This is a genomic window from Vannielia sp. SX4, from assembly GCF_052828525.1.
On record NZ_CM128247.1, the window covers coordinates 1,241,884 to 1,266,662 of the forward strand.

At 65.8% G+C, this 24,779-nt stretch carries 22 protein-coding genes; 15 read left to right on the top strand and 7 right to left on the bottom strand.

Features of this window, described 5'->3' with window-relative positions; all coding sequences use genetic code 11:
• Positions 1-2: 2 nt before the first annotated feature.
• The 5 genes from ACUXVX_RS06270 (at position 3) to ACUXVX_RS06290 (ending at position 6,132) form a co-directional block, all read left to right on the top strand.
• Entirely contained in the window at positions 3-3,098 is a 3,096-nt protein-coding gene (locus ACUXVX_RS06270) for an efflux RND transporter permease subunit (RefSeq protein ID WP_446310838.1), read from the top strand.
• A 188-nt stretch (positions 3,099-3,286) separates the two neighbouring features.
• Positions 3,287-4,294, top strand: coding sequence for a MotA/TolQ/ExbB proton channel family protein (locus ACUXVX_RS06275; RefSeq protein WP_446310839.1), 1,008 nt, complete (start codon positions 3,287-3,289; stop codon positions 4,292-4,294).
• Between the two features lie 4 nt (positions 4,295-4,298).
• A complete protein-coding gene (locus tag ACUXVX_RS06280) occupies positions 4,299-4,682 on the top strand; it encodes an ExbD/TolR family protein (protein ID WP_446310840.1) in 384 nt (127 codons plus the stop codon).
• The gene (locus ACUXVX_RS06285; RefSeq protein ID WP_315898466.1) at positions 4,679-5,059 is read left to right on the top strand and encodes an ExbD/TolR family protein; all 381 of its coding nucleotides are present in this window, start codon (positions 4,679-4,681) and stop codon (positions 5,057-5,059) included. Before ACUXVX_RS06280 ends, ACUXVX_RS06285 begins: the two co-directional genes overlap by 4 nt.
• On the top strand, positions 5,056-6,132 hold the full coding sequence (locus tag ACUXVX_RS06290; RefSeq protein WP_446310841.1) for a TonB family protein: 1,077 nt from the start codon (positions 5,056-5,058) through the stop codon (positions 6,130-6,132). Before ACUXVX_RS06285 ends, ACUXVX_RS06290 begins: the two co-directional genes overlap by 4 nt.
• A 28-nt stretch (positions 6,133-6,160) precedes the next feature.
• Here the strand turns inward: ACUXVX_RS06290 and ACUXVX_RS06295 are convergent, their stop codons facing one another.
• Genes ACUXVX_RS06295 through ectA form a run of 4 tightly spaced genes read right to left on the bottom strand, consistent with a single transcriptional unit; the run spans position 6,161 to position 9,874 of the window.
• Positions 6,161-7,591, bottom strand: a complete 1,431-nt coding sequence (locus ACUXVX_RS06295; RefSeq protein WP_446310842.1) for an aspartate kinase — start codon at positions 7,589-7,591, stop codon at positions 6,161-6,163.
• A gap of 1 nt (position 7,592) precedes the next feature.
• Positions 7,593-7,997, bottom strand: a complete 405-nt coding sequence (locus ACUXVX_RS06300) for an ectoine synthase (protein ID WP_222470353.1) — start codon at positions 7,995-7,997, stop codon at positions 7,593-7,595.
• A 4-nt stretch (positions 7,998-8,001) separates the two neighbouring features.
• Positions 8,002-9,294, bottom strand: coding sequence for a diaminobutyrate--2-oxoglutarate transaminase (ectB, locus tag ACUXVX_RS06305; protein WP_446310843.1), 1,293 nt, complete (start codon positions 9,292-9,294; stop codon positions 8,002-8,004).
• A gap of 46 nt (positions 9,295-9,340) precedes the next feature.
• Positions 9,341-9,874 (bottom strand): diaminobutyrate acetyltransferase, encoded by a 534-nt coding sequence (gene ectA / locus ACUXVX_RS06310; protein ID WP_222470351.1) that lies wholly within the window; start codon positions 9,872-9,874, stop codon positions 9,341-9,343.
• Positions 9,875-10,100: 226 nt separating this feature from the next.
• On the opposite strand from ectA, the gene ACUXVX_RS06315 reads away from it, so the two are divergent.
• Positions 10,101-10,607 carry a MarR family winged helix-turn-helix transcriptional regulator gene (locus ACUXVX_RS06315; protein ID WP_222470350.1) on the top strand — a complete coding sequence of 169 codons (507 nt, stop codon included), beginning with the start codon at positions 10,101-10,103 and terminating at the stop codon, positions 10,605-10,607.
• Between the two features lie 6 nt (positions 10,608-10,613).
• Here the strand turns inward: ACUXVX_RS06315 and ACUXVX_RS06320 are convergent, their stop codons facing one another.
• Entirely contained in the window at positions 10,614-11,852 is a 1,239-nt protein-coding gene (locus ACUXVX_RS06320; RefSeq protein ID WP_446310844.1) for an L-rhamnose isomerase, read from the bottom strand.
• Between the two features lie 13 nt (positions 11,853-11,865).
• The gene (locus ACUXVX_RS06325; protein ID WP_446310845.1) at positions 11,866-13,980 is read right to left on the bottom strand and encodes a bifunctional rhamnulose-1-phosphate aldolase/short-chain dehydrogenase; all 2,115 of its coding nucleotides are present in this window, start codon (positions 13,978-13,980) and stop codon (positions 11,866-11,868) included.
• A gap of 189 nt (positions 13,981-14,169) precedes the next feature.
• Here ACUXVX_RS06325 and ACUXVX_RS06330 point away from each other — a divergent pair, with 189 nt between their 5' ends.
• The 7 genes from ACUXVX_RS06330 to ACUXVX_RS06360 all read left to right on the top strand — a co-directional run bounded on the left by ACUXVX_RS06330 (position 14,170) and on the right by ACUXVX_RS06360 (position 21,385).
• Positions 14,170-14,970 carry a DeoR/GlpR family DNA-binding transcription regulator gene (locus ACUXVX_RS06330; protein WP_222470347.1) on the top strand — a complete coding sequence of 267 codons (801 nt, stop codon included), beginning with the start codon at positions 14,170-14,172 and terminating at the stop codon, positions 14,968-14,970.
• Between the two features lie 38 nt (positions 14,971-15,008).
• Positions 15,009-16,010: a rhamnose ABC transporter substrate-binding protein gene (gene rhaS / locus ACUXVX_RS06335; RefSeq protein ID WP_446310846.1), complete on the top strand. Its 1,002-nt coding sequence runs from the start codon at positions 15,009-15,011 to the stop codon at positions 16,008-16,010.
• A gap of 137 nt (positions 16,011-16,147) precedes the next feature.
• Positions 16,148-17,686 (top strand): sugar ABC transporter ATP-binding protein, encoded by a 1,539-nt coding sequence (locus tag ACUXVX_RS06340; protein WP_446310847.1) that lies wholly within the window; start codon positions 16,148-16,150, stop codon positions 17,684-17,686.
• 16 nt (positions 17,687-17,702) lie between these two features.
• On the top strand, positions 17,703-18,686 hold the full coding sequence (locus ACUXVX_RS06345) for an ABC transporter permease (RefSeq protein WP_222491248.1): 984 nt from the start codon (positions 17,703-17,705) through the stop codon (positions 18,684-18,686).
• Positions 18,683-19,684, top strand: coding sequence for an ABC transporter permease (locus ACUXVX_RS06350; RefSeq protein ID WP_446310848.1), 1,002 nt, complete (start codon positions 18,683-18,685; stop codon positions 19,682-19,684). The genes ACUXVX_RS06345 and ACUXVX_RS06350 overlap by 4 nt, the downstream gene beginning before the upstream one ends.
• A 16-nt stretch (positions 19,685-19,700) precedes the next feature.
• On the top strand, positions 19,701-20,015 hold the full coding sequence (gene rhaM, locus ACUXVX_RS06355) for an L-rhamnose mutarotase (RefSeq protein ID WP_446310849.1): 315 nt from the start codon (positions 19,701-19,703) through the stop codon (positions 20,013-20,015).
• Positions 20,012-21,385: an FGGY-family carbohydrate kinase gene (locus ACUXVX_RS06360; protein WP_446310850.1), complete on the top strand. Its 1,374-nt coding sequence runs from the start codon at positions 20,012-20,014 to the stop codon at positions 21,383-21,385. The genes rhaM and ACUXVX_RS06360 overlap by 4 nt, the downstream gene beginning before the upstream one ends.
• Positions 21,386-21,410: 25 nt before the next feature.
• On the opposite strand, the gene ACUXVX_RS06365 is transcribed toward ACUXVX_RS06360, so the two are convergent.
• The gene (locus ACUXVX_RS06365) at positions 21,411-22,655 is read right to left on the bottom strand and encodes a Gfo/Idh/MocA family oxidoreductase (RefSeq protein ID WP_446310851.1); all 1,245 of its coding nucleotides are present in this window, start codon (positions 22,653-22,655) and stop codon (positions 21,411-21,413) included.
• An 87-nt stretch (positions 22,656-22,742) separates the two neighbouring features.
• Between ACUXVX_RS06365 and ACUXVX_RS06370 the strand changes: the two genes are divergently transcribed.
• Both ACUXVX_RS06370 and ACUXVX_RS06375 read left to right on the top strand, forming a co-directional pair.
• A complete protein-coding gene (locus ACUXVX_RS06370) occupies positions 22,743-23,402 on the top strand; it encodes a TetR/AcrR family transcriptional regulator (protein WP_222470339.1) in 660 nt (219 codons plus the stop codon).
• Positions 23,403-23,495: 93 nt separating this feature from the next.
• Positions 23,496-24,776, top strand: a complete 1,281-nt coding sequence (locus ACUXVX_RS06375) for an ABC transporter substrate-binding protein (protein WP_222470338.1) — start codon at positions 23,496-23,498, stop codon at positions 24,774-24,776.
• The last annotated feature ends 3 nt before the right edge of the window (positions 24,777-24,779 follow it).

A 24,779-nucleotide genomic window follows, 5' to 3' on the forward strand; every position in this document is an offset into this window, starting at 1 on the left:
CCATGGCACAATTCTTCATTCACCGCCCGGTCTTTGCCTGGGTGCTCGCCCTCGTCACCATGCTGGCGGGCCTCTTTGCCTTCACCCAACTGCCAGTGTCGCAATACCCCGACATCGCCCCCACCACCGTGCGGGTCTCGGCCAGCTACTCCGGGGCCACGGCCTCGGCGGTTGAAAACTCGGTCACATCGGTGATCGAAGACGCCATGACCGGGCTCGACGGGGTGCTCTATATGGAGAGCACCTCGCGCGAGGGCTCCTCCTCGATCAGCCTTGTCTTCGGCGAGAGCGTGGATCCGGTGGATGCGCAGAACAATGTGCAATCCAAGGTCAGCCAGGTTGAGGGCCAGTTGCCCGATACGGTTCAGAGCTCTGGCGTGAGCGTGACGCGGTCGACCTCGTCGATCCTGATGGTGGGCGCCATCGTTTCGGAAAACGGCTCCTACTCTACCGTCGAACTGGGCGATCTGCTCGATACCCGGGTCTCCGGCCCGGTGCAGCGGACGGAAGGCGTGGGCTCGATCAACATCTTCGGCTCGGGCTACGCACTGCGGGTCTGGCTCGACCCGCTCAGCTTGGCCGAATACCAGCTGACCCCTTCGGACGTGACCACCGCAATCTCGAACCAGAACACCACGGTGTCGGTGGGCTCGCTGGGGGCCGTGCCGGTGGTCGAGGGGCAGCAGTTTACCGCCACGATCACGGCGCAGAGCCAGCTGACCTCGGTCGAGGAGTTCGAAAACATCCTGCTGAAGTCGGAAGAAGGCGGCGGGCAGGTGCGGCTGGGCGACGTGGCGCGCATCGAGATCGGGCAGGAGAGCTACGGCGGTGATGCGCGGTTCAACGGCGAGAACGCCTCGGGCTTCGGTGTGAACCTCGCCACCGGTGCCAATGCGGTGGATACCGCCGAGGCCGTGCGGGAGACCCTTGCGGAGCTGGAGGCCTCGCTGCCCGAGGGCGTGCATTTTGAAACCGCATACGACACCTCGCCCTTTGTCGAGCTTTCGATCGAGAAGGTCTATCACACGCTGGCCGAGGCGATCGGGCTGGTGTTCATCGTGATCCTGCTGTTCCTGCAGAACTGGCGGGCCACGGTGATCCCCATTCTGGCGGTGCCGGTGGTGTTGGCGGGCACCTTTGCGGTGCTGGCGACGCTGGGCTTTTCGATCAACACGCTGACCATGTTTGCCATGGTGCTGGCCATCGGCCTTTTGGTCGATGACGCCATCGTGGTGGTCGAAAACGTCGAGCGGGTTATGGACGAAGACGGGCTGGAGCCGATGCCCGCGACCGAGAAGAGCATGGGCCAGATCACCGGCGCGCTCATCGGGATCGCGTTGGTGCTCTCCGCCGTGTTCCTGCCGATGGCCTTCTTCGGCGGCTCGACAGGGGTGATCTACCGGCAGTTCTCGGTGACGATCATCTCGGCGATGGTGCTCTCGGCGCTCGTGGCGCTGATCCTGACACCGGCGCTGACCGCCTCGCTGCTGCGGCGGGGTCACGGCACCAGCTTTGCGCCGGCGCAGTGGTTCAACCGAGGCTTCGACCGGATGACCAATGGCTATGCGGGCGTGGTGAAACGGCTGGCGAAGGCGCCGCTGATGGCGGTGCTGATCCTCGCAGGTATCATCGCGGCGGCGGGGGCCACCTACTCGCGGCTGCCATCGTCGTTCCTGCCGCAAGAGGATCAGGGGGTGATGATGGTCATGGTCAACCTCTCCGAGGGCACCACCACGGCGCAGACGGCGCAGGTGGTGGATGAGATCGAGACCTACCTGCTGACCGAAGAGGCCGAGGCGGTGGACAGCACCTTTGCCTCGCTCGGCTTTGGCTTTGGCGGCTCGGGCCAGAACGTGGCGATGCTCTTCGTGAAGCTGAAGGACTTCGAGGAGCGGAAGGGCGACGACCTTTCCGCCGCCTCGGTAATCGGGCGGGCCACGGCCAAGTTCGGCAACAACCGCGCGGGCCGCGTGATATTTGTGCAGCCGCCGGCGATTCAGGGGCTGGGCAACACCTCGGGCTTCTCGATGTATCTGGTGGACTATGGCGCCAACGGCACCGAGGCGCTGATGGCCGCCGCCGAGGAACTGGAAGCCGTGGCCGGGCAGGATGCGCGCCTGTCCAACGTGCGGGCCTCAGGCACAGATAGCGAGGCGGTGCTGCGGCTGGTGATCGACCAGCAGAAGGCAGAGAGCTTCGGCGTATCGGTGAGCGGGGTGAACAGCATCCTCTCGACGATCTTCAGCGGGCGCTCCGTGAACGACTTCGACAAGGACGGTTCGCTGCGCCCGGTGATCGTGCAGGCCGATGCGCAGTACCGGATGCAGCCGGAGAACGTGGAAGATTGGTTTGCCGTCAACGCCTCGGGCGAGATGGTGAGCTTTGCCAGTTTCATCACCACCGAATGGGTCTCGACCACGCCTTCTCTCGCGCGGATCGATGGCACCTCGGCGATCTCGATTTCGGGGCAGCCGGGCAGCGGGGTCTCGTCCGGCGAGGCGATGGATGCGATTGCCGAACTGGCCGAGGGGCTGGAGGGCGGATACGGCGTGGCCTGGACCGGGCTCAGCTATCAGGAGCAGCAGTCGGGCAGCCAGGCGCCGTGGCTCTATGCGCTCTCGGCGCTCGTCGTGTTCCTCTCGCTGGCGGCGCTCTATGAGAGCTGGTCGATCCCCTTTGCCGTGATGCTGGCCGTGCCGGTCGGTCTGGCGGGCGCGCTCGCCTTTGCGCTGATTTTCGGGCAGACGAACGATGTGTATTTCAAGGTCGGCATTCTGACGACCATCGGGCTGGCGGCGAAGAACGCGATCCTGATCGTCGAATTCGCCCGCGATCTGGAGGTGGCGGGGCGCACGGCGGTGCAGGCGGCGATCGAGGCGGCGAAGATGCGGCTGCGTCCGATCCTGATGACCTCGCTGGCCTTCATGCTTGGTGTTCTGCCTCTGGCGATTGCCACCGGGGCCGGGGCCAAGGCGCAGAACGCCATCGGCATCGGCGTGCTGGGCGGGATGACGGCGGCGACCTTCATCGGAATTTTCGTTGTGCCGGCCTTCTACGTGCTGGTCCGCAAGGTCTCTGGTGGCAGGCCCGTGGGGTAGGTTTCGAGGGCTGGACATTTCCGACTTTTATAGTCAGGATTTAGCCCGAATGACGCTTTGGGGGGCTTTGCCGGGCGGTGCCGCGTGGTGCCGAAGGTGTGGCTTTCAGCTCAACCCCATGCGCCTGCACGGAAACTCAGGGCAGCTGTCGCGCATGATGCGGCCCGCGCCCGATAAGGAATAAGCCGATGATCCTTGGCGGACAGGCCATGCGCCGAACCCTTCTAGCCGTGGCTTTGGCCGCTCTTTCAACCGGAGCCGGGATCGGGGCGCTGCACGCGCAGGACACGGCGCCGGATGTTGCACAAGATGCGCCCGCTGCACCTGCGGCCCCCGAGGCCGCCGATTCGGCGCCAGCGGTGAGCGGAGGTGCCGACACGGCGCCGCGTGCCGCGAGCGAAACCCCGCCGGCTATTGGTGGCTCCGATGCAGGGGCGGGTGGCGCTGAGGCGGGCGATGCCGGCGAGCAGACCGATGCAGCGGCGCCTGCCGAGGAGGTAACTCCGGCCGCGGCCGAGCCTGCCGCACCCGCAGAGCCGCAGTTGAGCGCTTTGGAGCGTCTGACCGACTTTCTCATTCAAGGCGGGCCGGCGATCTGGGCGATTTCGGCACTTTCGGTGCTGACGCTGGCGCTGATCCTCTGGAAGATCTGGCGCTTCTCTGCCGCCGGTGCGTGGTCTCGCAAGCATTCGTTCCGTGCGGTTCGGATGTGGACGGACGGGCAGCGGGATGACGCGCTCTCCAGCCTTGCGCGGCGGCGCGGTGTGCGCAGCCGGATGACCCGCGCGGCGATGCTGGCGCGGCGCGAGCTGGACGAGGAGAGTGCCCGCGAGGAGGTTTCACGCGTGGCCAAGCGCGAGCTGTCCCGCCTCTCGGGCGGGCTGCGGGCACTGGAGCTGATCGCCACCATCGCACCGTTGCTCGGCCTTCTGGGCACGGTGCTCGGCATGATCGACGCCTTCCAGACCTTGCAGGAATCCGGCAACCGGGCCGACCCGGCGATGCTGGCGGGCGGTATCTGGGAGGCGCTGCTGACCACGGCGGCAGGCATGGCGGTGGCGATCCCGGCTTCCATCGCGCTCACGTGGTTCGAGTCCATCCGCGACGGCGTGCGCGAAGACATGGAAGACCTCGCCGCCCGGCTCTTTGTGGCTGATGCCCCGCCCCAAACCCAACTGGCGCGCGCAGCGGAGTAACGGCGTGACCCTTTTCGACGCGCCCCGAAAGCCCAGACGGCCCAGCCTGACCCCGCTGATCGACGTGGTCTTTCTGCTGCTGGTCTTCTTCATGCTGGCCTCGCGCTTTGGCACCGATGTGATGCTGCCGATGCCCTTGGCGGGCCGCGGCGGGGGCACGGCCTACAGCGGCCCGCCCCGGCTGGTGGACATCACCCCGGAGGCGCTGCGGCTGAACGGGGTGGAGACCGGCGAGGCGGTGCTGGCCGAGGCGCTGGCCGGGCTGGTAGAGCAGAGGGGCGACACGGTCATCCTGCGCGGGCGTGATGGCGCTGATTTGCAACGGGTGATCTCGGTGGCCGAGGCGCTGCGCGCGGCGGGCTACACCGGGCTGGTGCTGGTCGAATGATGGATTTTTCCGATCAGCCCCGCCGCACCTCGGGGGAATCCGTGGTGCCGATGATCAACGTGGTCTTCCTGCTGCTGATCTTTTTCCTGATGACCTCAAGCCTCACCCCGCCCGAGCCGATTGAGGTGGAGCCGCCAGTGGCGCAGGGCGAGGAGGCCGAGACCGGGGTGGCGACGCTCTACATTGGCGCTGACGGGGCTCTGGCGTTTGAAGACCTGCGCGGAGAGGCCGCCGTGGCGGCCTTTGTGGCGGCAGGCGCGGACAAGGCGCAGGTGCGGGCGGATGGCAAGGTTGAGGCCGCCGCGGTGGCCCGGGTGATGGCACAGCTTTCGGCGGCGGGGCTGACCCGTGTCGAGCTTGTGGCGGTGCCGCAATGAGGGCGGATTTTCCGGTTTTTGTAGGCGTGGCCGTGCTCTTGCACATCGCCATTGCCTTTGCGTTGCCAAAGCCCGAGGGCGGCGCGATGACCGGCGGCGAGGGTGGCGAGGATGCTGCCTCGATCACCGCGGCCAGCGCGACCACGGCGGCAATGGTGGAAGAGTGGGAGCGCCCGCCGGAGCTTGAGGAGCCTGTCTCGCAAGCCCAGCCCGAGCCGGTCGAGCCGGAGACCAGTCCGCCCGAGATGGCTGCGTTGTCCGAGGCCCTGCCGCCTACGCAGGCGCCGCAGCAGGTGCAGCCCGATGCAGCGGAGGCTGCGCCGCAGATGGATACGGAGCCTGTGTTGCAAGAAAGCCCTGTCTCGCCCTCTGTCGAGGTGCCGCCCGCAGCTATCGCTCCGGCACAACTGCCCGCGACGCCGGACCTGCCGCAGGTGGCCGCGTTGCCTGAAACGATGCGCCCGACAGTGCCCGATCAGCCGCGTGCCACGCCGCCTGCGCCCGCAGAGGTGCCCGAGATCGACACGGCCAATGCCGAGCCGCAGCAACCCAAGACTGCGCCAGACCGCAGCATCAGGCCCCGGAAGATGCCGCAGCGGCCCGAGCCGCCGGTGGCCGAAGCCCCAAAACCCGAGCCGAAGCGCACGGCCCAGCCAGCGCGGAAGCAGGCCACCCAGCAGGCGAGGCCGGCGCAGGAGACGGCGCCCGCGCGTGCCGGGGCAAAGTCAGCCGGGTCGGGCGGCTCTTCTCAGGCGGGAATTGCGAAGAATGCGGGGGCGCGGCAGCTTTCGGCCAGCCAGAAGCAGAACCTGATGGCGCAATGGGGCGCGCAGATACGCTCGCGGATCGAGCGGCGCAAGCGCTCGCCGGGTGGGCGTGGGCGGGTGGTGATGCGGATCAGCGTTGCCGCCTCGGGGCAGGTGACCGGCGTGGGCATTGTGCGCTCGTCCGGCAATGCGCGGCTCGACAGGGCGGCGGTTCAGGCGGTGCGGAGCGCGGGGCGGATGCCGCGCGCGCCGAAGCAGCTTGGCGGCGGGACCCAGTCGTTCAATCTGCCGATGGATTTCAACTGAGCCCCTGCCGCTTTGGTCGTGTTGGTGATCAGGCGGCCCGCACCAGTGGCGGGGCAACGCCTTCGACCAGGGCGCCATGGAGCGCGGCAATCGCCGGGTCCAGCGCCTCGCGGTCGAGGATGAACTGCACATCCACGTTGCGCGGCCCCTGGCTGGCGCCGATGGCCTCCAGCCCGGCTTCCGCGATGGATTGCAGCCCGCGGGTGAGAACCGAAAGGCCCGAAAGGTCACGACCGATCACCGAGGCCATCGAGATGGCGCGGGTGCTGATCTCGGCGGAAGGGTAGAGCTTGGCGAGGTCATTCTCGACCCGGCGCAGCACCTTCATCGAACTGTCCACATAGTGGGTGATCGTGTTGGCGTTGGAGACCTTGGAGACAATGCGCACGCCGTGACGGGTGAGCGCCTCGAGGATCGCGGCGTCATAGCCCTTCACGCCGACCATGTCCTGCTCGAATACCTCCAGCGCGAAGAGATCGAGACCGGTCACGATTTCCACCGCAGCCGTCTCGGCGGGGCGGTCATCGATCAGCGTGCCGGGATCTTCGGGCTCGAAGGCGTTGGTCACACGCAGGGGCACCTCGGCCTGACGCAGGGTCTTTGCCGCCTTGGGGTGGATCGCCTCCATCCCGAGGTTCGAGAGCTGGTCGGCCACATCATAGTTGGTGCGGCCCAGCTTGCGCGCCGCGCCTTCGCCCACCAGCTTGGGGTCGGCGGAGGAGAGGTGAAACTCCTTGTGGATGATCGCCTCGCGGGCGCCGGTGAGGGCGGCCAGTTGCGAGAAGGTCACCTCGGAGTAGCCCCGGTCGAACTCGTTCATCAGCCCTTCGCGGCATTGCGCGTAGCCGGTGACGATGGGCATCTCGCGGCTCATGTCCACGCCCTTGAGGGCGCTGGTGATCCGGTCGCTCAGGTCGAGGCCGCCTTCATCCCGCCAGCCCGACAGGTCGATGAAGCGGGCGTTCACCCCGGCGCGTTGCAGCAGCAGGGTGGTGACATAGGCCGAATGCGCCTCGCCCAGCCCGGCCAGAAGCTCGCGGGTGTGCGCGAGGTTCTCTGACAGGCGGAAGTGGCCGTGGCGGCAGAGACGGCGCAGGTTTAGCAGGCTGGTGCGGGCACCCTGGATGCGGTCATCGACGAATGCATCGGCCTTCACCCGGTCCTCGCCCTCGTCCAGCACGCGGGCGTTGGCCGCACGCATTGCATCGGCCACTGCCGTCAGCCGGGCCTCCCAGCCCTCGCCCTCGGCATCGTCGCCACGGGCATATGCCGCGTAGACACCGGGCGCGCCGGTTTTCTTGTGTTCGAGCAGCAGGTTGGTGATGCCGCCGAAGGCCGAGACCACGAAGACCCGGCCGTAGAGCGCCTCCGCGCCACGCCCACCGAGGATGAGCGTGTCGCGCAGATCATGAATGCGGTCCATCGAGGTACCGCCGATTTTTTCAACCGTATGGGTCATTTCAGGCCTCCTCGGCCTCCTCCGCGGGGGCATAGGAGCCGTCCTCGCGGTGAACTTCTGTGCCGGTCACGGGCGGGTTGAAACAGCAGGCCATCACCAGCTCTTCATCCGCCTTCAGCGTGTGCCGGTCGTGCTTGTCGAGCGCATACATGACACCGGGCTTGATGTGATGGGTCTCGCCGGTGGCCAGATCGGTGATCGAGCCGGTGCCCTGCATGCAATAGACGCTCTCGAAGTGGTTCTTGTACTCGAAGGTGTGCTCCGAGCCCGCTTCGAGGAAGGTGATATGGAACGAAAAGCCCATCCCGTCCTGCGCCAGCAGCATCCGCACCGAGCTCCATTGCGCGTCGGATACCACGCGGTCGCGCTCGTCTTTGACGATCTCGTTGAAATCTCTGACAATCATCGGGTTACTCCGCTGCGATCTTGGCTTGGCCGTCCAGCACGCCACGGGCGGCGGACAGCAGGATATCGAAGCCTTTCGAGAAGGTCTCGACAGGCGTTGTGAGGGGGGCGAGCACCTTGACCACCTGATCCTCGTTGCCCGAGGTCTCGATGACGAGGCCCAGCTCGTAGGCGCGGGCGCAGATGGCACCGGCCAGTTCGCCGGAGCCCACATCGACGCCCTGCATGAGGCCACGGCCCTTGAGGGTCGCGCCGGGCACCATGGCGGCGAGGTCTGCCAGACGGTCATGGATCAGCTGCTGCTTCTCGGCCAGCTCCTTGGCGAAGGCCTCATCGGCCCAGAACTTCTCGATCGCCACGCGGGCGGTTACGAAGGCATGGGTGTTGCCCCGGAAGGTACCGTTGTGCTCGGCGGGACCGAACACGTCATGCTCGGGGCGCACCAGCACGGCGGCGAAGGGCAGGCCGAAGCCCGAGAGGCTCTTGGCCATGGTCACGATATCGGGGGTCACGCCCATCTCCTCGAAGGAGAAGAAGGTGCCGCAACGACCGCAGCCGGCCTGGATATCGTCGATGATCAGCAGGGCGCCATGCTTGCGGGCAATCGCCTCGATGTGGCGGACCCACTCGGGGCTGGCGGCGTTGAGGCCACCCTCGCCTTGCACGGTCTCAAGGATGATCGCGGCGGGCGCATCGACGCCGCCGGAGGCATCGGAGAGCATCTGCTCGAGTTGCGCGGCGGTGTCCACGTCTTCGCCGAAGTAGCCGTCGAAGGGCATCCGGGTCACGCCGGCGAGGTCCATCGCGGCGCCGCCACGGTGGTAGCCGTTGCCGGTGGCTGCCAGCGCGCCGTTGGTCACGCCGTGGAAGCCGTTGGTGAAGGCGATGATGTTGGTGCGGCCAGTAACCTTGCGGGCGATCTTCATCGCCGCCTCAACGGCATTGGCGCCGGTCGGGCCGGTGAACATGATGCGGTGATCCATGTCGCGCGGGGCGAGGATGTGGCGCTCGAAAGCTTCGATGAAGCCCGCCTTGGCATCGGTGTGCAGGTCGAGCCCGTGGGCGATGCCATCGGCGGTAATGTGCTCGATTAGTGCAGCCTTCATGTCGGGGTCGTTGTGGCCGTAGTTCAACGAGGAGCAGCCAGCGAGAAAGTCGATCCAGCTGTCGCCATCGGCGTCGATCAGCTCGGAGCCGCGGCCCTTGGCAAACATCGCGGGCATGCCACGGCAGTAGGAACGAGCCGCGCTTTCGCGGCGGGTGAAAATGTCATCGGTCAAGGTCATGTCCTTGGGCATGAGGAATCCTTTCAGGATTGAATCCGGTCTGTGAGGGAGAGGTCGATCAGGCTGCGCGCGCCAGCGCACCGGGGGAGGGCAGGCTGATCGTCACCATGTGTTCGGTGTCGTGATGACCGTCGAAATGCGCGTCACGTTCGAAGTGCGGCTCGTCGGTCAGTTCGCCGCCGATGGAACGGGCAAAGCTGCGGAAGAGCGCCCAGGAGGCGGCATTGTCTTTGGTGATGGTGGTCTTGAGGTGGTCGGCCTCGTCGCAGGCGTCGCGCTCCAGCAGCTCGGCCAGCATCTTCTTGCCGAGGCCCAGTCCGCGTGCCTTGGGGCTCACCGCCACCTGCCAGACGAAGAGTTCGTCTTTCGCCGGGACCATGTGGCCGGAAATCCAGCCCACGATATCGCCCTCCAGTTCGGCCACCACGCAGGTATCGCGGAAGTGGTCGGCCTGGATCAGGTTGGCATACATCGAGTTCTCGTCGAGAGGCTTGCAGCTTTTGACAAGCGCCCAGATATCGGCCCCGTCCGTCGCATCGGGTTTGCGCAGGCGGGGCGTCCGAGTTCGGGGTTCGGCGAGATCTCTTGGCATCGGCAGGTGTCCTCATTTGTTTCGTATGGCTAAGTAAGCGGCTTTGAATTGTAATTCAACAAGCGAAGGAAAGTTTCACAGAATCTTCGTGAAACCAGAGAAAAATCCAGATTTATGTGTGAAATATACGCCTATCTAGTGTTCTCTTCGTTTAGCTTGTTGAAGCATCCTGCCGCTAACGCTTTGGGGATTGAAGAGTTTTTTGCTGCCGTGGCACACTTCACCCATGACAGCCTCGCCCGCAGACCGTGTTGACGACAGCCTGATCGCCCTGCGGCGCATCATCCGGGCGATCTGGCTCTATGATCGCGATCTGGCGCAGGCCGCCGGGGTGACACCGGCGCAGCTCAGGGTGCTCCAGATTCTACGGGGCAGGCCCGAGGGCAGCGCCACGCCCAAGGCGCTGGCCGACCAGATGGGCGTGGTGCAGGCCACCGTCACCGCGCTTGTCGACAAGTTGCAGGCGACCGGCCATGTCAGCCGCGAGCGCTCGCAGACCGACAGGCGGCAAACCAACGTGGTGATCACAGAGAGTGGGCGGGAGACGGTGCGCGAGGCGCCCGACGCGCTGCAACAGCGATTCGTGCGGTCCTTCGACGAGATGGCCGACTGGGAGCAGGCGCAGCTTGTGGCCTCGCTAGAGCGGGTGGCGGCGATGTTGGATGCCGAAGAGATCGACGCCTCGCCGGTGCTCACCGCCGGGGCCATCGATAGCCCGCAGAAGGCGCGCTGAGGCCGCCTAGCCGCGGCCCGCAACGCTGGCCTGATAGTCTTCCAGGTCCTTGATCAGCGCCATCCCCTCGGGCCGCTCCATCCGCGCGCAGAACTCCTGCCAGACCGCGCCATAGGGCATGTCTTTCAGCTCTTCGGTCAGCATGAAGCGGGTGGAGAAATCGAGCGCGGTTTCGGCCTGCTTCAGCCGGTCGAGCGGCAACAGCAGCGCCCGGAGCAGGGCCTTTTGCATGTTGCGCGTGCCGATCACCCAGGCCGCCGTGCGGCTGATGGTGGCATCGAAGAAATCCAGCCCGATATGGGTGCGGCCCAGCAGATCGGCGCTGACAAGCTCGTTGGCCATGGCCTGGATATCGTCGTTCAGCAGGATCACGTGGTCACTGTCCCAGCGCATGGGGCGCGAGACGTGCAGCAGGATGTCGCCCAACGAGAGGGCGCAAGCGGAGAGCTTGTCGGCGATGTTCTCGGTGGGGTGGAAGTGGCCCATGTCGAGGCAGAGCAGGGTGCGCTTGCGGATCGCGTAACCGAGGTAGAACTCGTGGCTGCCGACGGTGCAGGCCTCGACCCCGATGCCGAAGAGCTTGCTCTCTACGGCGTCCAGCATGTGGGCGGCGTTCAGCGGCTCGGAGAACATGTCATCCAGCGAGGCTTCGAGCCGGGCTCGGGCGGCCATGCGGTCGATCGGGGTGTCCTTGTAGCCGTCGGGCACCCAGACGTTGTTGACGGCGGGCGAGCCGAGCGCCTTGCCCATCTCGGCGGCGATCTCACGGCTGCGGCAGCCGTGCTCGACCCAGAAATCGCGAATGCCCTTGTCGGGGTGCGAGAGGGTGAGGTTGTCGTCTGCCTTTTCGTGGGCAAAGAAGGTGGGGTTGAAATCCAGCCCGATGCCGGCCTCCCGGGCCCAGTCGACCCAGGGGGTGAAGTGGCGAAACTCGATCTCGTCGCGGCCCGGGGTTTCGTCGGTGTCCATGTAGATCGCGTGGAGGTTCAGCCGGTGGCTGCCGGGGATCATGGAATAGGCAAAGTCGAGGTCGGCGCGCAGCTCGGCAGGCGTGCGGGCGCGGCCGGGGTGGTTGCCGGTGGCCTGAATGCCGCCGCCGGAGGTGCCGGATTTGGGCTCGAAGCCGACCACGTCATCCCCCTGCCAGCAGTGCATCGAGATCGGGATGGTGGCGAGGCGGCTCAGGGCGGCCTCGGTATCGACGCCCCAATCGGCGAATTGGGCCTTGGCGCTTTCGTAACTCATGGTCCCCTCCTCCTCAGCGCGTGAAGGCCTGAACGTTGCCGGCATCCACGTTGAGGATGTTGCCGGTCGACTTGGCCGAGGTCTCGGCGGCGAAGAAATAGGCGGCTTCGGCGATGTCCTCGGGCAGGACCGAGCGTTTGAGCATGGAGCGATTGCGATACATCTCCTCCAGCCCCTCCTTGTCGGTGCCATAGGTCGAGGCGCGCTGGTCGAGCCATTCGCCCTCCCAGATCTTGGAGCCGCGCAGCACCGCATCGGGGTTGACCACGTTCACCCGGATGCCTGCCTCCGCGCCTTCGAGCGCAAGGCAGCGGGCAAGGTGAATTTCGGCGGCCTTGGCGGTGCAATAGGCCGAAGCATTGGGCGAGGCGGCGAGGCCGTTCTTGGAGGCGACGAAGACGATTGCGCCGCCCATCTTTTGCACCCGCATCAGCCGGAAGGCCTCTCGGCTGACGAGGAAGTAGCCGGTGCTGAGGATGTCCATGTTCTTGTTCCACAGCGCCAGCGAGGTCTCCTCGACGGGCGCGGAGGAGGCGATGCCGGCGTTGGATACCAGAATGTCGATGCCGCCGAACTCCACCGCCGCCTCGGCATAGGCGCGGGCCACGGCGGCCTCGTCGGTGACGTTCATCATGACCGAGCGGACCACGTCGCGCCCGTAGCGCTGGGCGAGCTGCTCCTGCGTGGCCTTCAGGCCGTCCTCGGCGATGTCGGCCAGCACAACGCAGGCGCCCTCGGCGAGGTAACGCGCGGCGGTGGCTGCCCCGATGCCGCCCGCGCCGCCGGTGATCAGCGCCACACGGCCCGCGAGGGATTTGGGCTTGGGCATGCGTTGCAGCTTGGCCTCTTCGAGCAGCCAGTACTCGATATCGAAGGCCTCCTGCTCGGGCAGGCCGGTGTATTCGCTCACCGCAGAAGCGCCGCGCATCACGTTGATCGCGTTGACGTAGAACTCACCGGAAATCCGGGCAGTGGCCTTGTCCTTGGCGAAGGTGATCATGCCGACGCCGGGCACGAGGTAGACCACGGCGTTGGGGTCGCGCAGGGCCGGGGAGTTGGCGTGTTTGCAGCGCTCGTAATAGGCGGCGTAATCGTCGCGGTAGGCGGCGACCTGAGCGGGCAGGCCCTCAAGCACCTCGTCGATGTTGCCCTTGGCGGGGTCGAATTCCACTACCAGCGGGCGGATCTTGGTGCGCAGGAAGTGGTCGGGGCAGGAAGTGCCGAGGGCGGCCAGCGGGCGCATGTACTGAGCGTTGACGAATTCCAGCACGGCGGGCTCGTCGTTGAAATGGCCGACCATGTGCTGGTTGCCGGAAACGAAGCCGCGGATCGCGGGCATCAGGCGGGCGGCAACGGCGCGGCGCTCGGCCTCGCCGAGGCTCTCGTGCAGGGGGCCGCCGAAGGCTGGCACATCGGCCGTGCGCCGGGCCAGCCATGCGGTGGCCTCGTTAATGATCTCGATGGTCTTGTCATAGCAGGCGCGGGCGGTATCGCCCCATGTGAAGAGGCCGTGGCTTTCGAGCACGACGCCATCGGCCTCGGGGTTCTCGAGACAGAACTTTTCCAGCCATAGGCCCAGTTCGTAACCCGGGCGCTTCCACGGGAGCCAGCCGATCTTGTCGCCGAAAATCTCCTGCGTCAGCGCCTTGGAGTTCTTCGAGGCGGCGATGGCGATGATCGCGTCGGCGTGGACGTGGTCGACATGTTTGCGCGGCACATAGGCGTGCAGCGGCGTGTCGATGGAGGCGGCGCGGGCGTTGAGATTGAAGGTGCAGTGGGGGAGGTAGCCAACCATCTCGTCTTCATGCTCGGGCCCGCGATAGAGGGCTTTGAGGGCCTCCAGCTTCTCCATGTATAGCGTGGCGAAGCCATCGAGCTTCATCGAGCCGATGTCTCCGCCCGAACCCTTGACCCAGAGCACCTCGACCTCCTTGCCGGTGAGAGGATCGACCTCCATCACCTTGGCGGAGGTGTTGCCGCCGCCGTAGTTGGTGACCCGCTTGTCGGAGCCGAGGATATTGGAGCGGTAGAGCAGCAGCTCCGACTCGCTCATGTCGGCGGCATCGACCTCGTTCCAGCGGTTCTCAAGAAGCTGATTTTCCGAAGTTTTTCCGGCGGTCTTCAACATGGCATCCTCCCGATGGGCGCCCGCAGTCAGCGCCTGTTCCTCGCCGGGAACCTGACGGCGCTGCGGCGGAATGTCAATCTCAAACGATCAAAACCAATCATGCTGCGGCGCAGAATGATTGTTTGTGATCGGTAATGATTGACAAGCCCACCGAATCCGGCAAATCTCGCTGCTCAATGGGAGGTGCCAATGCACGAGAAGGAACGCCACAGGATCATCCTTTCCGCCGTTCAGGACCGGCCGGTCGTGACGGTGGTGGACCTGTGCAACCTGACCGAAGCTTCCGAAGCCACGATCCGCCGCGACATTGCCGCGCTCGATGCGCAAAAGAAGCTGCGCCGGGTGCGGGGCGGGGCGGAGGCGATCACGCCGCCGCAGTTTGTCGGGCTGGCCGGGCGGCCCTTTGCCGTCAGCGAAACCATGCACAGCCACGAGAAGCAGGCGATTGCCCGCGCGGCGGTGGAGCTCTGCGACGATGGCGACTCGATCATCATCAATGGCGGCACGACGACCTTTCAGATGGTGCACCCGCTGGCCTCGCGCCGGTGCCAGGTGTTCACCAACTCCTTTCCCATCGCCGAGCACCTGCTGAAGCATTCCAAGAACACGGTGATGCTCTCGGGCGGGGTGATCTACCGCGAGCAGAACATCATCCTGTCGCCTTTCGACAATGATGTGACCCGCAATTTCTATGCCCGCCGGATGTTCATGGGGGCGCAGGGCCTCGGCCCGCTGGGGCTGATGGAGGCCGACCCGCTGCTGATTCAGGCCGAGCAGAAGCTGATCGGGCAGGCCGATGAGCTGGTGGTGCTGGTCGACAGTTCGAAGTTCGCCAACAGGTCCAGCCTTGTGCTGTGCCCGCTGACCCGGATCGACACGGTGATCACCGACGAGGGGATCCCCGATAAGGCCGCCGCCATGCTTGAGGCGGCAGAGGTGACGCTGATCGTCGCGCAGAGTGGCGCGGCCCAGCAGGAAGAGGCGGGCTGACCCGCCGGAACATGCATCGTGATCTCAGGGAGGAAACCATGATCCGTCGCAACTTTACCAAACTTCTCGCAGGCGCCAGCATCGCTGTCAGCCTCATGGGCACCAGCGCGATGGCGCAGGACAACATGCGCATCGCGCTGGTGGTCAAGGCGCTCGGGATCGGCTTCTTCGAGGCCGCCGCCAAGGGCGCCGAAGAGGCCGCGGGCGAGCTGGGCAACGTGGAGATCATCTACACCGGCCCGACCGACACCACCGCCGAGGGCCAGATCGAGGTGATCAACGCGCTGATCGCGCAGGGCGTGGATGCCATCGCGATCTCCGCCAACGACCCCGACGCACTGGTGCCCGCCCTCAAGAAGGCGCAGCAGCGTGGCATCACCGTAATCTCGTGGGATAGCGGCGTGGCCGAAGAGGGCCGCTCGATGCACCTCAACCCCTCGTCCAATCCGCTGATCGGCAACATGATCATCAAGCTGGCTGCCGATCACCTGCCGGACGGCGGGCAAGTGGCCGTGCTTTCGGCCTCTGCCACGGCGACGAACCAGAACATCTGGATAGAAGAGATGAACAAGGTGCTGCCGGACTATCCGGGCATCGAGGTGGTGGGCACTGTCTATGGCGATGACCTTGCCGACAAGTCCTACCGCGAGGCGCAGGGCCTCATGCAGTCCTACCCGGATCTCGACGCGATCATCGCGCCGACTTCCGTGGGCATCGTGGCGGCCGCGCAGGCGGTGCAGGATGCCGGCAAGGCGGGCGAGATCAACGTGACCGGCCTTGGCCTGCCTTCCGAGATGGCCGGGGCCATCGAGAGCGGCGCCTCCAAGTCCTTCGCGATCTGGAACCCGATCGACCTTGGCTACTCGGCCACGATGATCGCCCATGCCCTCGCCTCGGGCGCGGCCAGCGCCGAGCCGGGCGCCTCCATCCCGATGGGCCGCATGGGCGAGGTGACGCTGGATGAAACGACCTCGGGCGCGATGGCAGACCCCTTCGTCTACGACAGCTCGAACATCGACGAGTTCAAGTCGATCTTCTGATCGGCACTGCTCCGGCGCGGCTTGACCTGCGCCGGAGCACAGTTTCCGGCCAGCGGGGCAAGGCCCTGCACGCCGGACCATTCGCGCAATCGCACACGGATAACACGGGCTCCTGCGCGGGCCCCGATGGAGCGGGCATGCTGATGCAATCCCAGGCCGATCAAGCCTCAGCCGATCAGGCACCTGCCGCCGGCACCCCCGTGCTGGCGCTGGAGGGCATCACCAAGGCCTTTCCGGGCGTGAAGGCGCTCGATGGCGTGTCGCTCCGGCTCTACCCTGGCGAGGTGACGGCGCTGGTGGGCGAGAACGGGGCGGGCAAATCGACCGTGGTGAAGACCCTCACGGGCATCTACCAGCCCGACGGCGGCGCCATTTTGGTGGATGGCGCGCCGATGCAGTTCCCTACAGCGCAGGACGCGGCCCGCGCCGGGGTGACGGCGATCCATCAGGAGACTGTGCTGTTTGACGAGCTTTCGGTCGCCGAGAACATCTTTTTGGGCCACGCCCCGCGCGGGCGGTTCGGCCTGATCGACTGGCGGAGCATGCAGGCGCGGGCGGGCGAGATCCTGCGCGGCATCGGCGCCGAGATTGACCCGGCCACCCGGCTGCGCGACCTCGGTATCGCCAACAAGCACCTTGTCGCCATCGCGCGCGCGCTCTCTGTCGATGCCCGCGTGGTGATCATGGACGAGCCGACCGCCGCGCTTTCGCACAAGGAGATCGAAGAGCTTTACGAGCTGGTCGAGAAGCTGAAGGCACAGGGCAAGGCCATCTTGTTCATCAGCCACAAGTTCGACGAGATTTTCCGCATCGCGGACCGCTACACCGTGTTCCGCGACGGGCAGTTCATCGGGGACGGGCTGATCTCGGAGATCGACGAGGCGGCGCTGGTCAAGATGATGGTGGGCCGCGATGTGAGCCAGGTCTTCCCCGACCGGCAGAGTGCGCCCCGCGAAGAGGTGCTTCAGGTCGTGGGCTACAGCCACCCGACCGAGTTTGACGAGATCGGCTTTTCACTCAAGCGCGGCGAGATCCTTGGCTTTTACGGGCTGGTCGGTGCCGGGCGTTCGGAGTTCATGCAGGCGCTCTTCGGCATCACCCGTCCCTCCAAGGGGGTGACGAAGATCGAGGGCGAGCTGGCGGTCGTGCGCTCGCCCGCAGAGGCCATCGCGCAGGGCATCGTCTATGTGCCGGAGGACCGCGGCAAGCAGGGCGCGATCACCGCCATGCCGATCTTTCAGAATGTCACGCTGCCCTCTCTGGGCCGCACCTCGCGCCGGGGCTTTCTGAAGCTGGCCGAGGAGTTCCGGCTGGCACGCGAATACACCGAGCGGCTCGACCTGCGGGCGGCCTCGCTGGATACGCCGGTGGGCAGCCTCTCGGGCGGCAACCAGCAGAAGGTGGTGATCGCCAAGTGGCTCGCCACCAAGCCGCGGGTGATCATCCTCGACGAGCCGACCAAGGGCATCGATATCGGCTCCAAGGCGGCGGTGCATGAGTTCATGGCCGAGCTGGCCGCGCAGGGGCTGGCGGTGATCATGGTCAGCTCCGAGATCCCCGAGATCCTCGGCATGTCGGACCGGGTGATCGTGATGCGCGAGGGCCGGATCGCCGCCGAGCTTGAGGGCGAGGCCCTGACCCCTGAAACCCTTGTCCGCCATGCGGCGGGCATTTGAGAGCGAGGTGGGCGCCATGTTGCAACGCCTGATTTCATCGCGCGAGGCGCTCCTGCTTGGGGCCATCGCGGTGCTGCTGGCGCTGATCGCCACGCGCTTTCCGGGCTTCATTGCGCCGGGCAACCTCGCGCATGTGTTCAACGACACCTCGCCGCTCATCCTGCTCGCCATCGGCCAGATGATCGTGATCCTGACCAAGTGCATTGACCTCTCGGTGGCCGCCAACCTCGCGCTGACCGGCATGGTGGTGGCGATGATCAACGTCAGCTTCCCCGGCGTGCCGGTGGCGGTGATCCTCGCCGTTGCGCTGGCGCTGGGCACGCTGATGGGCATGGTCAACGGCCTGCTGGTCTGGAAGCTGCAAATCCCGCCCATCGTGGTGACGCTGGGCACGATGACGATCTTCCGGGGCATCATCTTTTTGATCTCGGACGGCAAATGGGTGAACAGCCACGAGATGAGCGAGGGGTTCAAGGCCTTCCCCCGGGCGGAGCTTCTGGGCCTGCCAATGCTGAGCTGGGTGGCCTTGGTGGCGGTTGCCGTCTTTGCCGTGGTGATGACCCGCACGCGCCTTGGCCGCGCCTTCTACGCGGTGGGCGGCAACCCGCATGCGGCTGTCTATACCGGGCTGGACGTGGGCCGCACCCAGTTCTGGGCCTTCACCATCTCGGGCGCGCTGGCCGGGATCACCGGCTACCTCTGGGTTTCGCGCTATGCGGTGGCCTATGTCGATATCGCCGGGGGCTTCGAGCTTGATGTGGTGGCGGCCTGCGTCATCGGCGGCATCTCCATCGCGGGCGGTGTGGGCACGGTCGGCGGGGCGCTGCTGGGCGCGCTCTTTCTCGGCGTCATCAAGAACGCGCTGCCGGTGGTCGATATCTCGCCGTTCTGGCAGCTCGCCATCTCGGGCGCGGCGATCATCATCGCGGTCGCGGTCAACGCCCGCGCGGCGCGGGTGAAGGGGCGGATCATCCTCAAATCGGCGGAGCAGGCGGCATGAGCGAGATGACAACACGGCACATTCCCGACCGCTTGCGCTCGCCGCTGGAGGCGCGGCTCAAAAGCTGGGAGAGCCTGCTGCTGCTGGTGGCGGTGGCGATCTTCATCGCCAACAGCTTTGCCTCGCCCTACTTTTTGAACGCGTGGAACCTGTCGGACGCGACCTTCAACTTCACCGAAAAGGCGATGATCGCCTTTGCCATGGCGCTGCTCATCATCTCGGGTGAGATCGACCTGAGCGTGGCCGCGATCATCGCGCTGGCCTCAACGGCGATGGGCGCGGCGGTGCAGTTTGGCGTGGGCACGCCGGGGCTCGTGCTGATCGGGCTGGCGACCGGGTTGGCCTGCGGCGCGTTCAACGCCGTGCTCGTTACCCGGCTCGGGCTGCCCTCGATCGTTGTCACGATCGGCACCATGAGCCTGTTTCGCGGGATCAGCTACATCGTGCTGGGCGATCAGGTCTACAAGGGCTACCCGGCGGATTTTGCCTTCTTCGGGCAGGGCTACGTGTTCTGGGTGATCTCCTTCGAGCTGGTGCTCTTTGCCCTGCTCGCGGTGATCTACGGCGTGGTGCTGCACAAGACCAACTTTGGCCGGGCCGCCTATGCCATTGGCAACAACCCTACGGGCGCGCTGTTTTCTGGCATCCGGGTGGCGCGGGTGAAGTTCATTTTGTTCCTGCTCACCGGGCTGATGGCAGGGGTCGCGGCGGTGTGCCTGACCTCGCGGCTCGGCTCCACCCGGCCTTCCATCGCCTTTGGTTGGGAGCTGGAGGTGGTGACAATGGTGGTGCTGGGCGGGGTGAATATTCTGGGCGGATCGGGCAGCATACCCGGTGTGGTGATCGCGGCCTTCGTCATGGGGCTGGTCACCTTCGGGCTGGGCCTGCTGAACGTGCCGGGTATCGTAATGTCGATCATGATCGGCCTGCTGCTGATCGGGGTGATCGCGCTGCCCCGGTTGTGGGAAAAGTGGCGCCGCCGCACCGCGCGGGCCTGAGGGGGGGGGGAGTGACATGGAGAAATATGCCTTCAGGATGAAGCTCAACCCCGGTTGCCGGGAGGAGTACAAGAAGCGGCATGACGAGATTTGGCCCGAGCTCGTGGCGTTGCTGAAAGAGGCCGGGGTCAGTGACTACTCGATCCATCTCGACGATGAGACGGGCCTGCTCTTTGGCGTGCTCTGGCGCACCGACGATCACGGGATGGATGCGCTGCCAAGCCATGCGATCATGCAGAGGTGGTGGGCGCATATGGCGGACATCATGGAAACGAAGCCAGACAACGAGCCGGTGGCGGTGCCGCTGACGCCCGTCTTCCACATGCCATGACCGCCGGGCACATCGCCGTCATCGACATTGGCAAGACCAATGCCAAGCTTGCGCTGGTCGATCTGGAGAGCCTTGCCGAGGTGGCGGTGCTGACCCGCCCCAACAGGGTGCTGCCCGGCCCGCCCTGGCCGCATTTTGACGTGGAGGGGCATTGGGCCTTTCTGCTGGAGGGGCTGGCGCAGTTTCAGGCCGCGCATGGTGTGGATGCGATCTCGGTCACGACCCACGGGGCCTCGGCCGCGCTGATTGGGGAAGGTGGGGAGTTGGCCGCGCCGATCCTCGATTACGAGCATGCCGGGCCGGACGGGCTGGCGGCGGAGTACGACGCGATCCGCCCGGCGTTTGCCGAGACCGGCGCGCCCCGGCTCGGGATCGGGCTGAACCTCGGGGCGCAGTTGTTCTGGCAGTTCAGCGAAGACCCAGGGCTGAAAGCACGGGTCCGCCATGTCGTGACCTACCCGCAATACTGGGGCTATCGGCTCACCAGGGTGGCGGCCAGCGATGTGACCTCGCTGGGTTGCCACACTGACCTGTGGAACCCCTTAACCGGCGCGCCGTCGAGCCTTGTGGAGCGGCTCGGCATCGCCGGGCTGCTGGCGCCGACGCGGCAGCCGGGGGAGGTGCTGGGCACCGTCCTGCCGGAGATCGCGGCGCAGACGGGGCTGGAGGCGGATACACCGGTCTACTGCGGCATCCACGACTCCAACGCTTCGCTCTTGGCGCATCTGCTCGCGCGGGAGGCGCCCTTCAGCGTGGTCTCTACCGGCACATGGGTGATCGCCATGGCCATCGGCGGTGCGCCGGTGGCGCTCGATCCGGCGCGCGACACACTGGTGAACGTGAACGCCTTTGGCGACCCGGTGCCTTCCGCCCGCTTCATGGGAGGGCGGGAGCATGACTTGCTGATGGCGGGGGCGCAGGTGGAACCTTCCGCTGACGAGTGCGCAGCGGTGTTGCGGGAAGCGGTGATGCTGCTGCCTTCGGTGGTGCCGGGCAGCGGGCCGTTTCAGGGGCATGAGGCGCAGTGGCTGGGAGGCGAGCCGCCCGCAGGGTCGGGCGCGCGGAGTGCGGCGGTGGGATTCTATCTCGCGCTCGTCACCGACGCCTGCCTGCGGCTGATCGGGCATCGCGGGCCTATCCATGTGGAGGGGCCTTTTGCCCGAAACGCCTGCTATCTCGACATGCTGGCCGCCGCGAGCGGGGCGGAGGTGCATGCGATGACCAGCGCCACCGGCACCAGCGAGGGCGCGGCCCTGCTGCACCCCGGTGTGGACCGCGGCCTCATTGCGGGGCGGCAGGCAAGCAGCGTTCACCACGGAACGGCGGAGATGGCCCGCTATGCGGAGGTTTGGCGCGCGCGGGTCCGCTGAGGCGTCAGCCCACCCACGCCCATAACTACGCGGTTCCCGCCAGCAGCGGCGCAATCTCCACCGGCTGGCCGGTTTCGGCGCTGCGGGTTGCGGCGACGCCGGTGAGCACCGAGAGCGCCCCGGCGCGGGAGCCGGCCCGCTGGCCCGCGGGATCGTCCTTTTCGGGTGTGAAGAGCGCGCGGTGCAACAGCGGGTCGCCGCCGAAGTGGCCGCCCGGCCCGTGCTCCACCACGATCCGCTCTACGGAACGGTCGGTGCCGAGCACCAGAATTTCATCCTGCCCCGAAGGCGCGTCGAAGGCCTGTTTCTCATACATGCGCACTTCGATCCGGCCATGGGTGCCGTTGAAGGCGAGGTGGTAGCCCTCAATTGGCATAGCGGCGTTGAGCGAGTAGCTCACCTGCACGCCGTTTTCGTATTCGAGAGTGGCCGACATTGTGTCGTAGATGTCGATGTCTTCGCGGTAGACGCAGCCATCGCGCACGTAACCATCCTCTTCCGACGGCCCCTCGTAGAGCGCATCGAGGTCGGGATTGGCGCCCATATCCCAGTAGAACCGGCACTCGGAGGCATGGTCGCAGCCCTTGCAGCGGGTGCCGCGGAACGGGCCGTTGTGGCCGTAGACGTTGAGCGCGCCCTGGGCGAAGACCCGCTTTGGGTCGCTTTCGATCCACCAATTCAGTAAGTCGAAATGGTGGGTGGCCTTGTGGACGAAGAGCGAGCCGGAGTTCTTTTTGTAGGCATGCCAGCGGCGGAAGTAGTCGGCGCCGTGGGAGGTATCGAGATACCAGTGGAAGTCGCAGGAGGTCACCTTGCCGATGCGCCCGGAGGCGAGCAACTCGCGGATTTTGCGCGAGGTCGGGGCGAAGCGGTAGTTGAAGGCCACGTCCACCCGGCGGCCGGTGCGGGCCTCGGCCTCGACGATGGCGCGCACGTCTTCGGCGGTTGTGGCCATAGGCTTCTCGGTGACCACGTCGATCCCCGCCTCCAGCGCCTTCACGATAATCCCGGCGTGGGTGTCGTCGCGGGTGCAGACGAGCAGGGTGTGCGGGTTGGTGGCGGAGAGCATCTCATCGAGATCGGTCGAGACTTGCGGCTCCCCCGCCGTGCGCCCGCGCGCCACGGCGAGGCGGGCGGCGTTGAGGTCGGACAGGCCGACGAGTTCGATCTCGTCGGCGCAGGTTGCGGGGGCATCGGTGCCCCACGTACCGGTGCCGCGATGCCCGGTGCCCACGATGGCGACCCGGCGCTTGTTAGTGGCTGAGGTCATGCTACTCCTCCCAAAAGTAACTCGCTGGTTACTATGTATGGTCAATCCGGGGTGTCAACGGATATGCTGCGGCAGGAGGGTTTGGCCATGGATCAAACGGCAAAGCCGAAAAAGCGGGAGTGGAACCGCGAGAAGACCACGCGCGACATTCTGGACAGCGCCCGGGTTGAGTTTGTCGAATACGGGCTGGAGGCGGCGCGGATGGACCGCGTGGCCAAGCGGGCCGGGGCCAACAAGCGACTGATCTACGAATATGTCGGCTCCAAGACCGAGCTTTATACGGCGGTCCTGCTGGAGGCCTACCAGGATATCCGCGCCGCCGAGCGCAAGCTCGATCTGGGTGCGCTGCCGCCCTATGACGCGATGGCCAAGCTCGTTGGTTTCACCTTCGACCACTTCCATGCCAACCCGTGGTTTCTACGGCTGCTGGCAACCGAGAACATCCAGCGCGCCCGATTCGTGGCCGAGATGCCGGAGCTGAAGGAGATGAACTCTCCGATCATCGGGCAGATCCGGCATGTTCTTGCCGAGGGCGAGGCTGCGGGCGTGTTCCGGGGCGGGGTCGATCCGGTTCAGATGTACATCACCATCGCCGGGCTCAGTTACTTCTTCTTCTCGAATATTCACACACTTTCAGTGGTTTTCGATGCCTCGCTCAACTCAGAGGTCGGCCTCGCCGAGCGCCGTGCCCACGCCGTGGATGTGGCGATGAGCTACCTCAGCTTCAAAACAGTTGCCAGAAAGTAACCAGCGAGTTACCTTTTTTCTGCCGGGGTCTGGGAGGGCCCTCCGGCCGGGCTCGGAGGAGGAGCCTGCTCAAAAGAAATTTGGGAGGAAATCATGACACTGAAGATGGATCGTCGCGGATTCGGCCGCCTTATGGGCGGCGGCGCGTCACTCTGGGCGCTGGCCAGCACCGGTGCTCTGGCACAGGCAAACGGCAGCGTGCGCCTGATCTGGTGGGGCAACCCCGAGCGCGACAAGCGCACCAATGCCGTGGTCGAACTCTACGAGGGCGGCGGCATGGGCGAGGTGGTGCCCGAGACCTATGCATGGGGCGACTACTGGCAGAAGCTGGCTACGCAGGCCGCGGGCAACAGCCTGCCCGACGTGCTCCAGATGGATTATCGCTACATCTTCGAATGGGCACGGCGCGGCCAGCTCGAGCCGCTGGACGGCTACTTCGGCAATGAGATCGACGTGTCGGACTACGACGAAAACCAGCTCAAGGGCGGCATGGTCGACGGCAAGACCTACGGCATTTCGCTTGGCGCCAACTCGATGACCCATGTCTACAACAAGGCCGTGCTCAGCAACATCGGCTACGAGCTGCCCGACAGCACCACGTGGACAACCGAGGACTTTGTGAACATCGGCAAGGAGCTGAAGGATCAGCTGCCCGATGGCATGGCCTTCTCGGAGAACATGGGCAGTCAGGAGCCGCGGCTGCAAACCTGGGTCCGGTCGCGCGGCAAGGATCTTTACACCTCCGAAGGCGAGCTCGGCTTCGATGTGCAGGACGTGATCGACTACTTCGTCTACTGGAAGATGATGCAGGACGAGGGGCTGACCCAGCCCGCCGATGTGCAGGCGCAGGACTCCGGCAAGATGGAAGAGCGGATGCATGTGAACGGCAAGTCGCTGTTCGGCTTCATCCACTCCAACCAGCTTGTCGGCAACCAGCAGCTGATGACCGACGAGGTCGATATAGTGATGATCCCCAACGCGGGCGACAGCCCGGGGCATTACATGAAGCCTTCGATGTTCTTCTCGATGTCGGCCAATGCGGGCGACAAGGCGGCTGCGGCGAAGTTCATCAGCTTCTTCGTCAGCGACGAGGGCGCCAACGACATTCTGCTCATCGAGCGTGGTGTGACCGCCGATGCCTCCATCCGCGAGCGCATCACCCCCGGCCTCACCGAGACCGAGCAGAAGATCATCCGCTTCCTCAACATGGTCGACACCCGCGTGGGTGCGCTGCCGCCCCCGCCGCCGGCCAATGCTGGCGAAATCGACCGCGCCCTGCGGCCGGCCTGGGAGTCGGTGGCGTTCGGCCAGGTCACGCCCGAAGAGGGCGCAACCGCCTGGTATGACGACGCCGCGCGTATCCTGAAGCGGTAAACT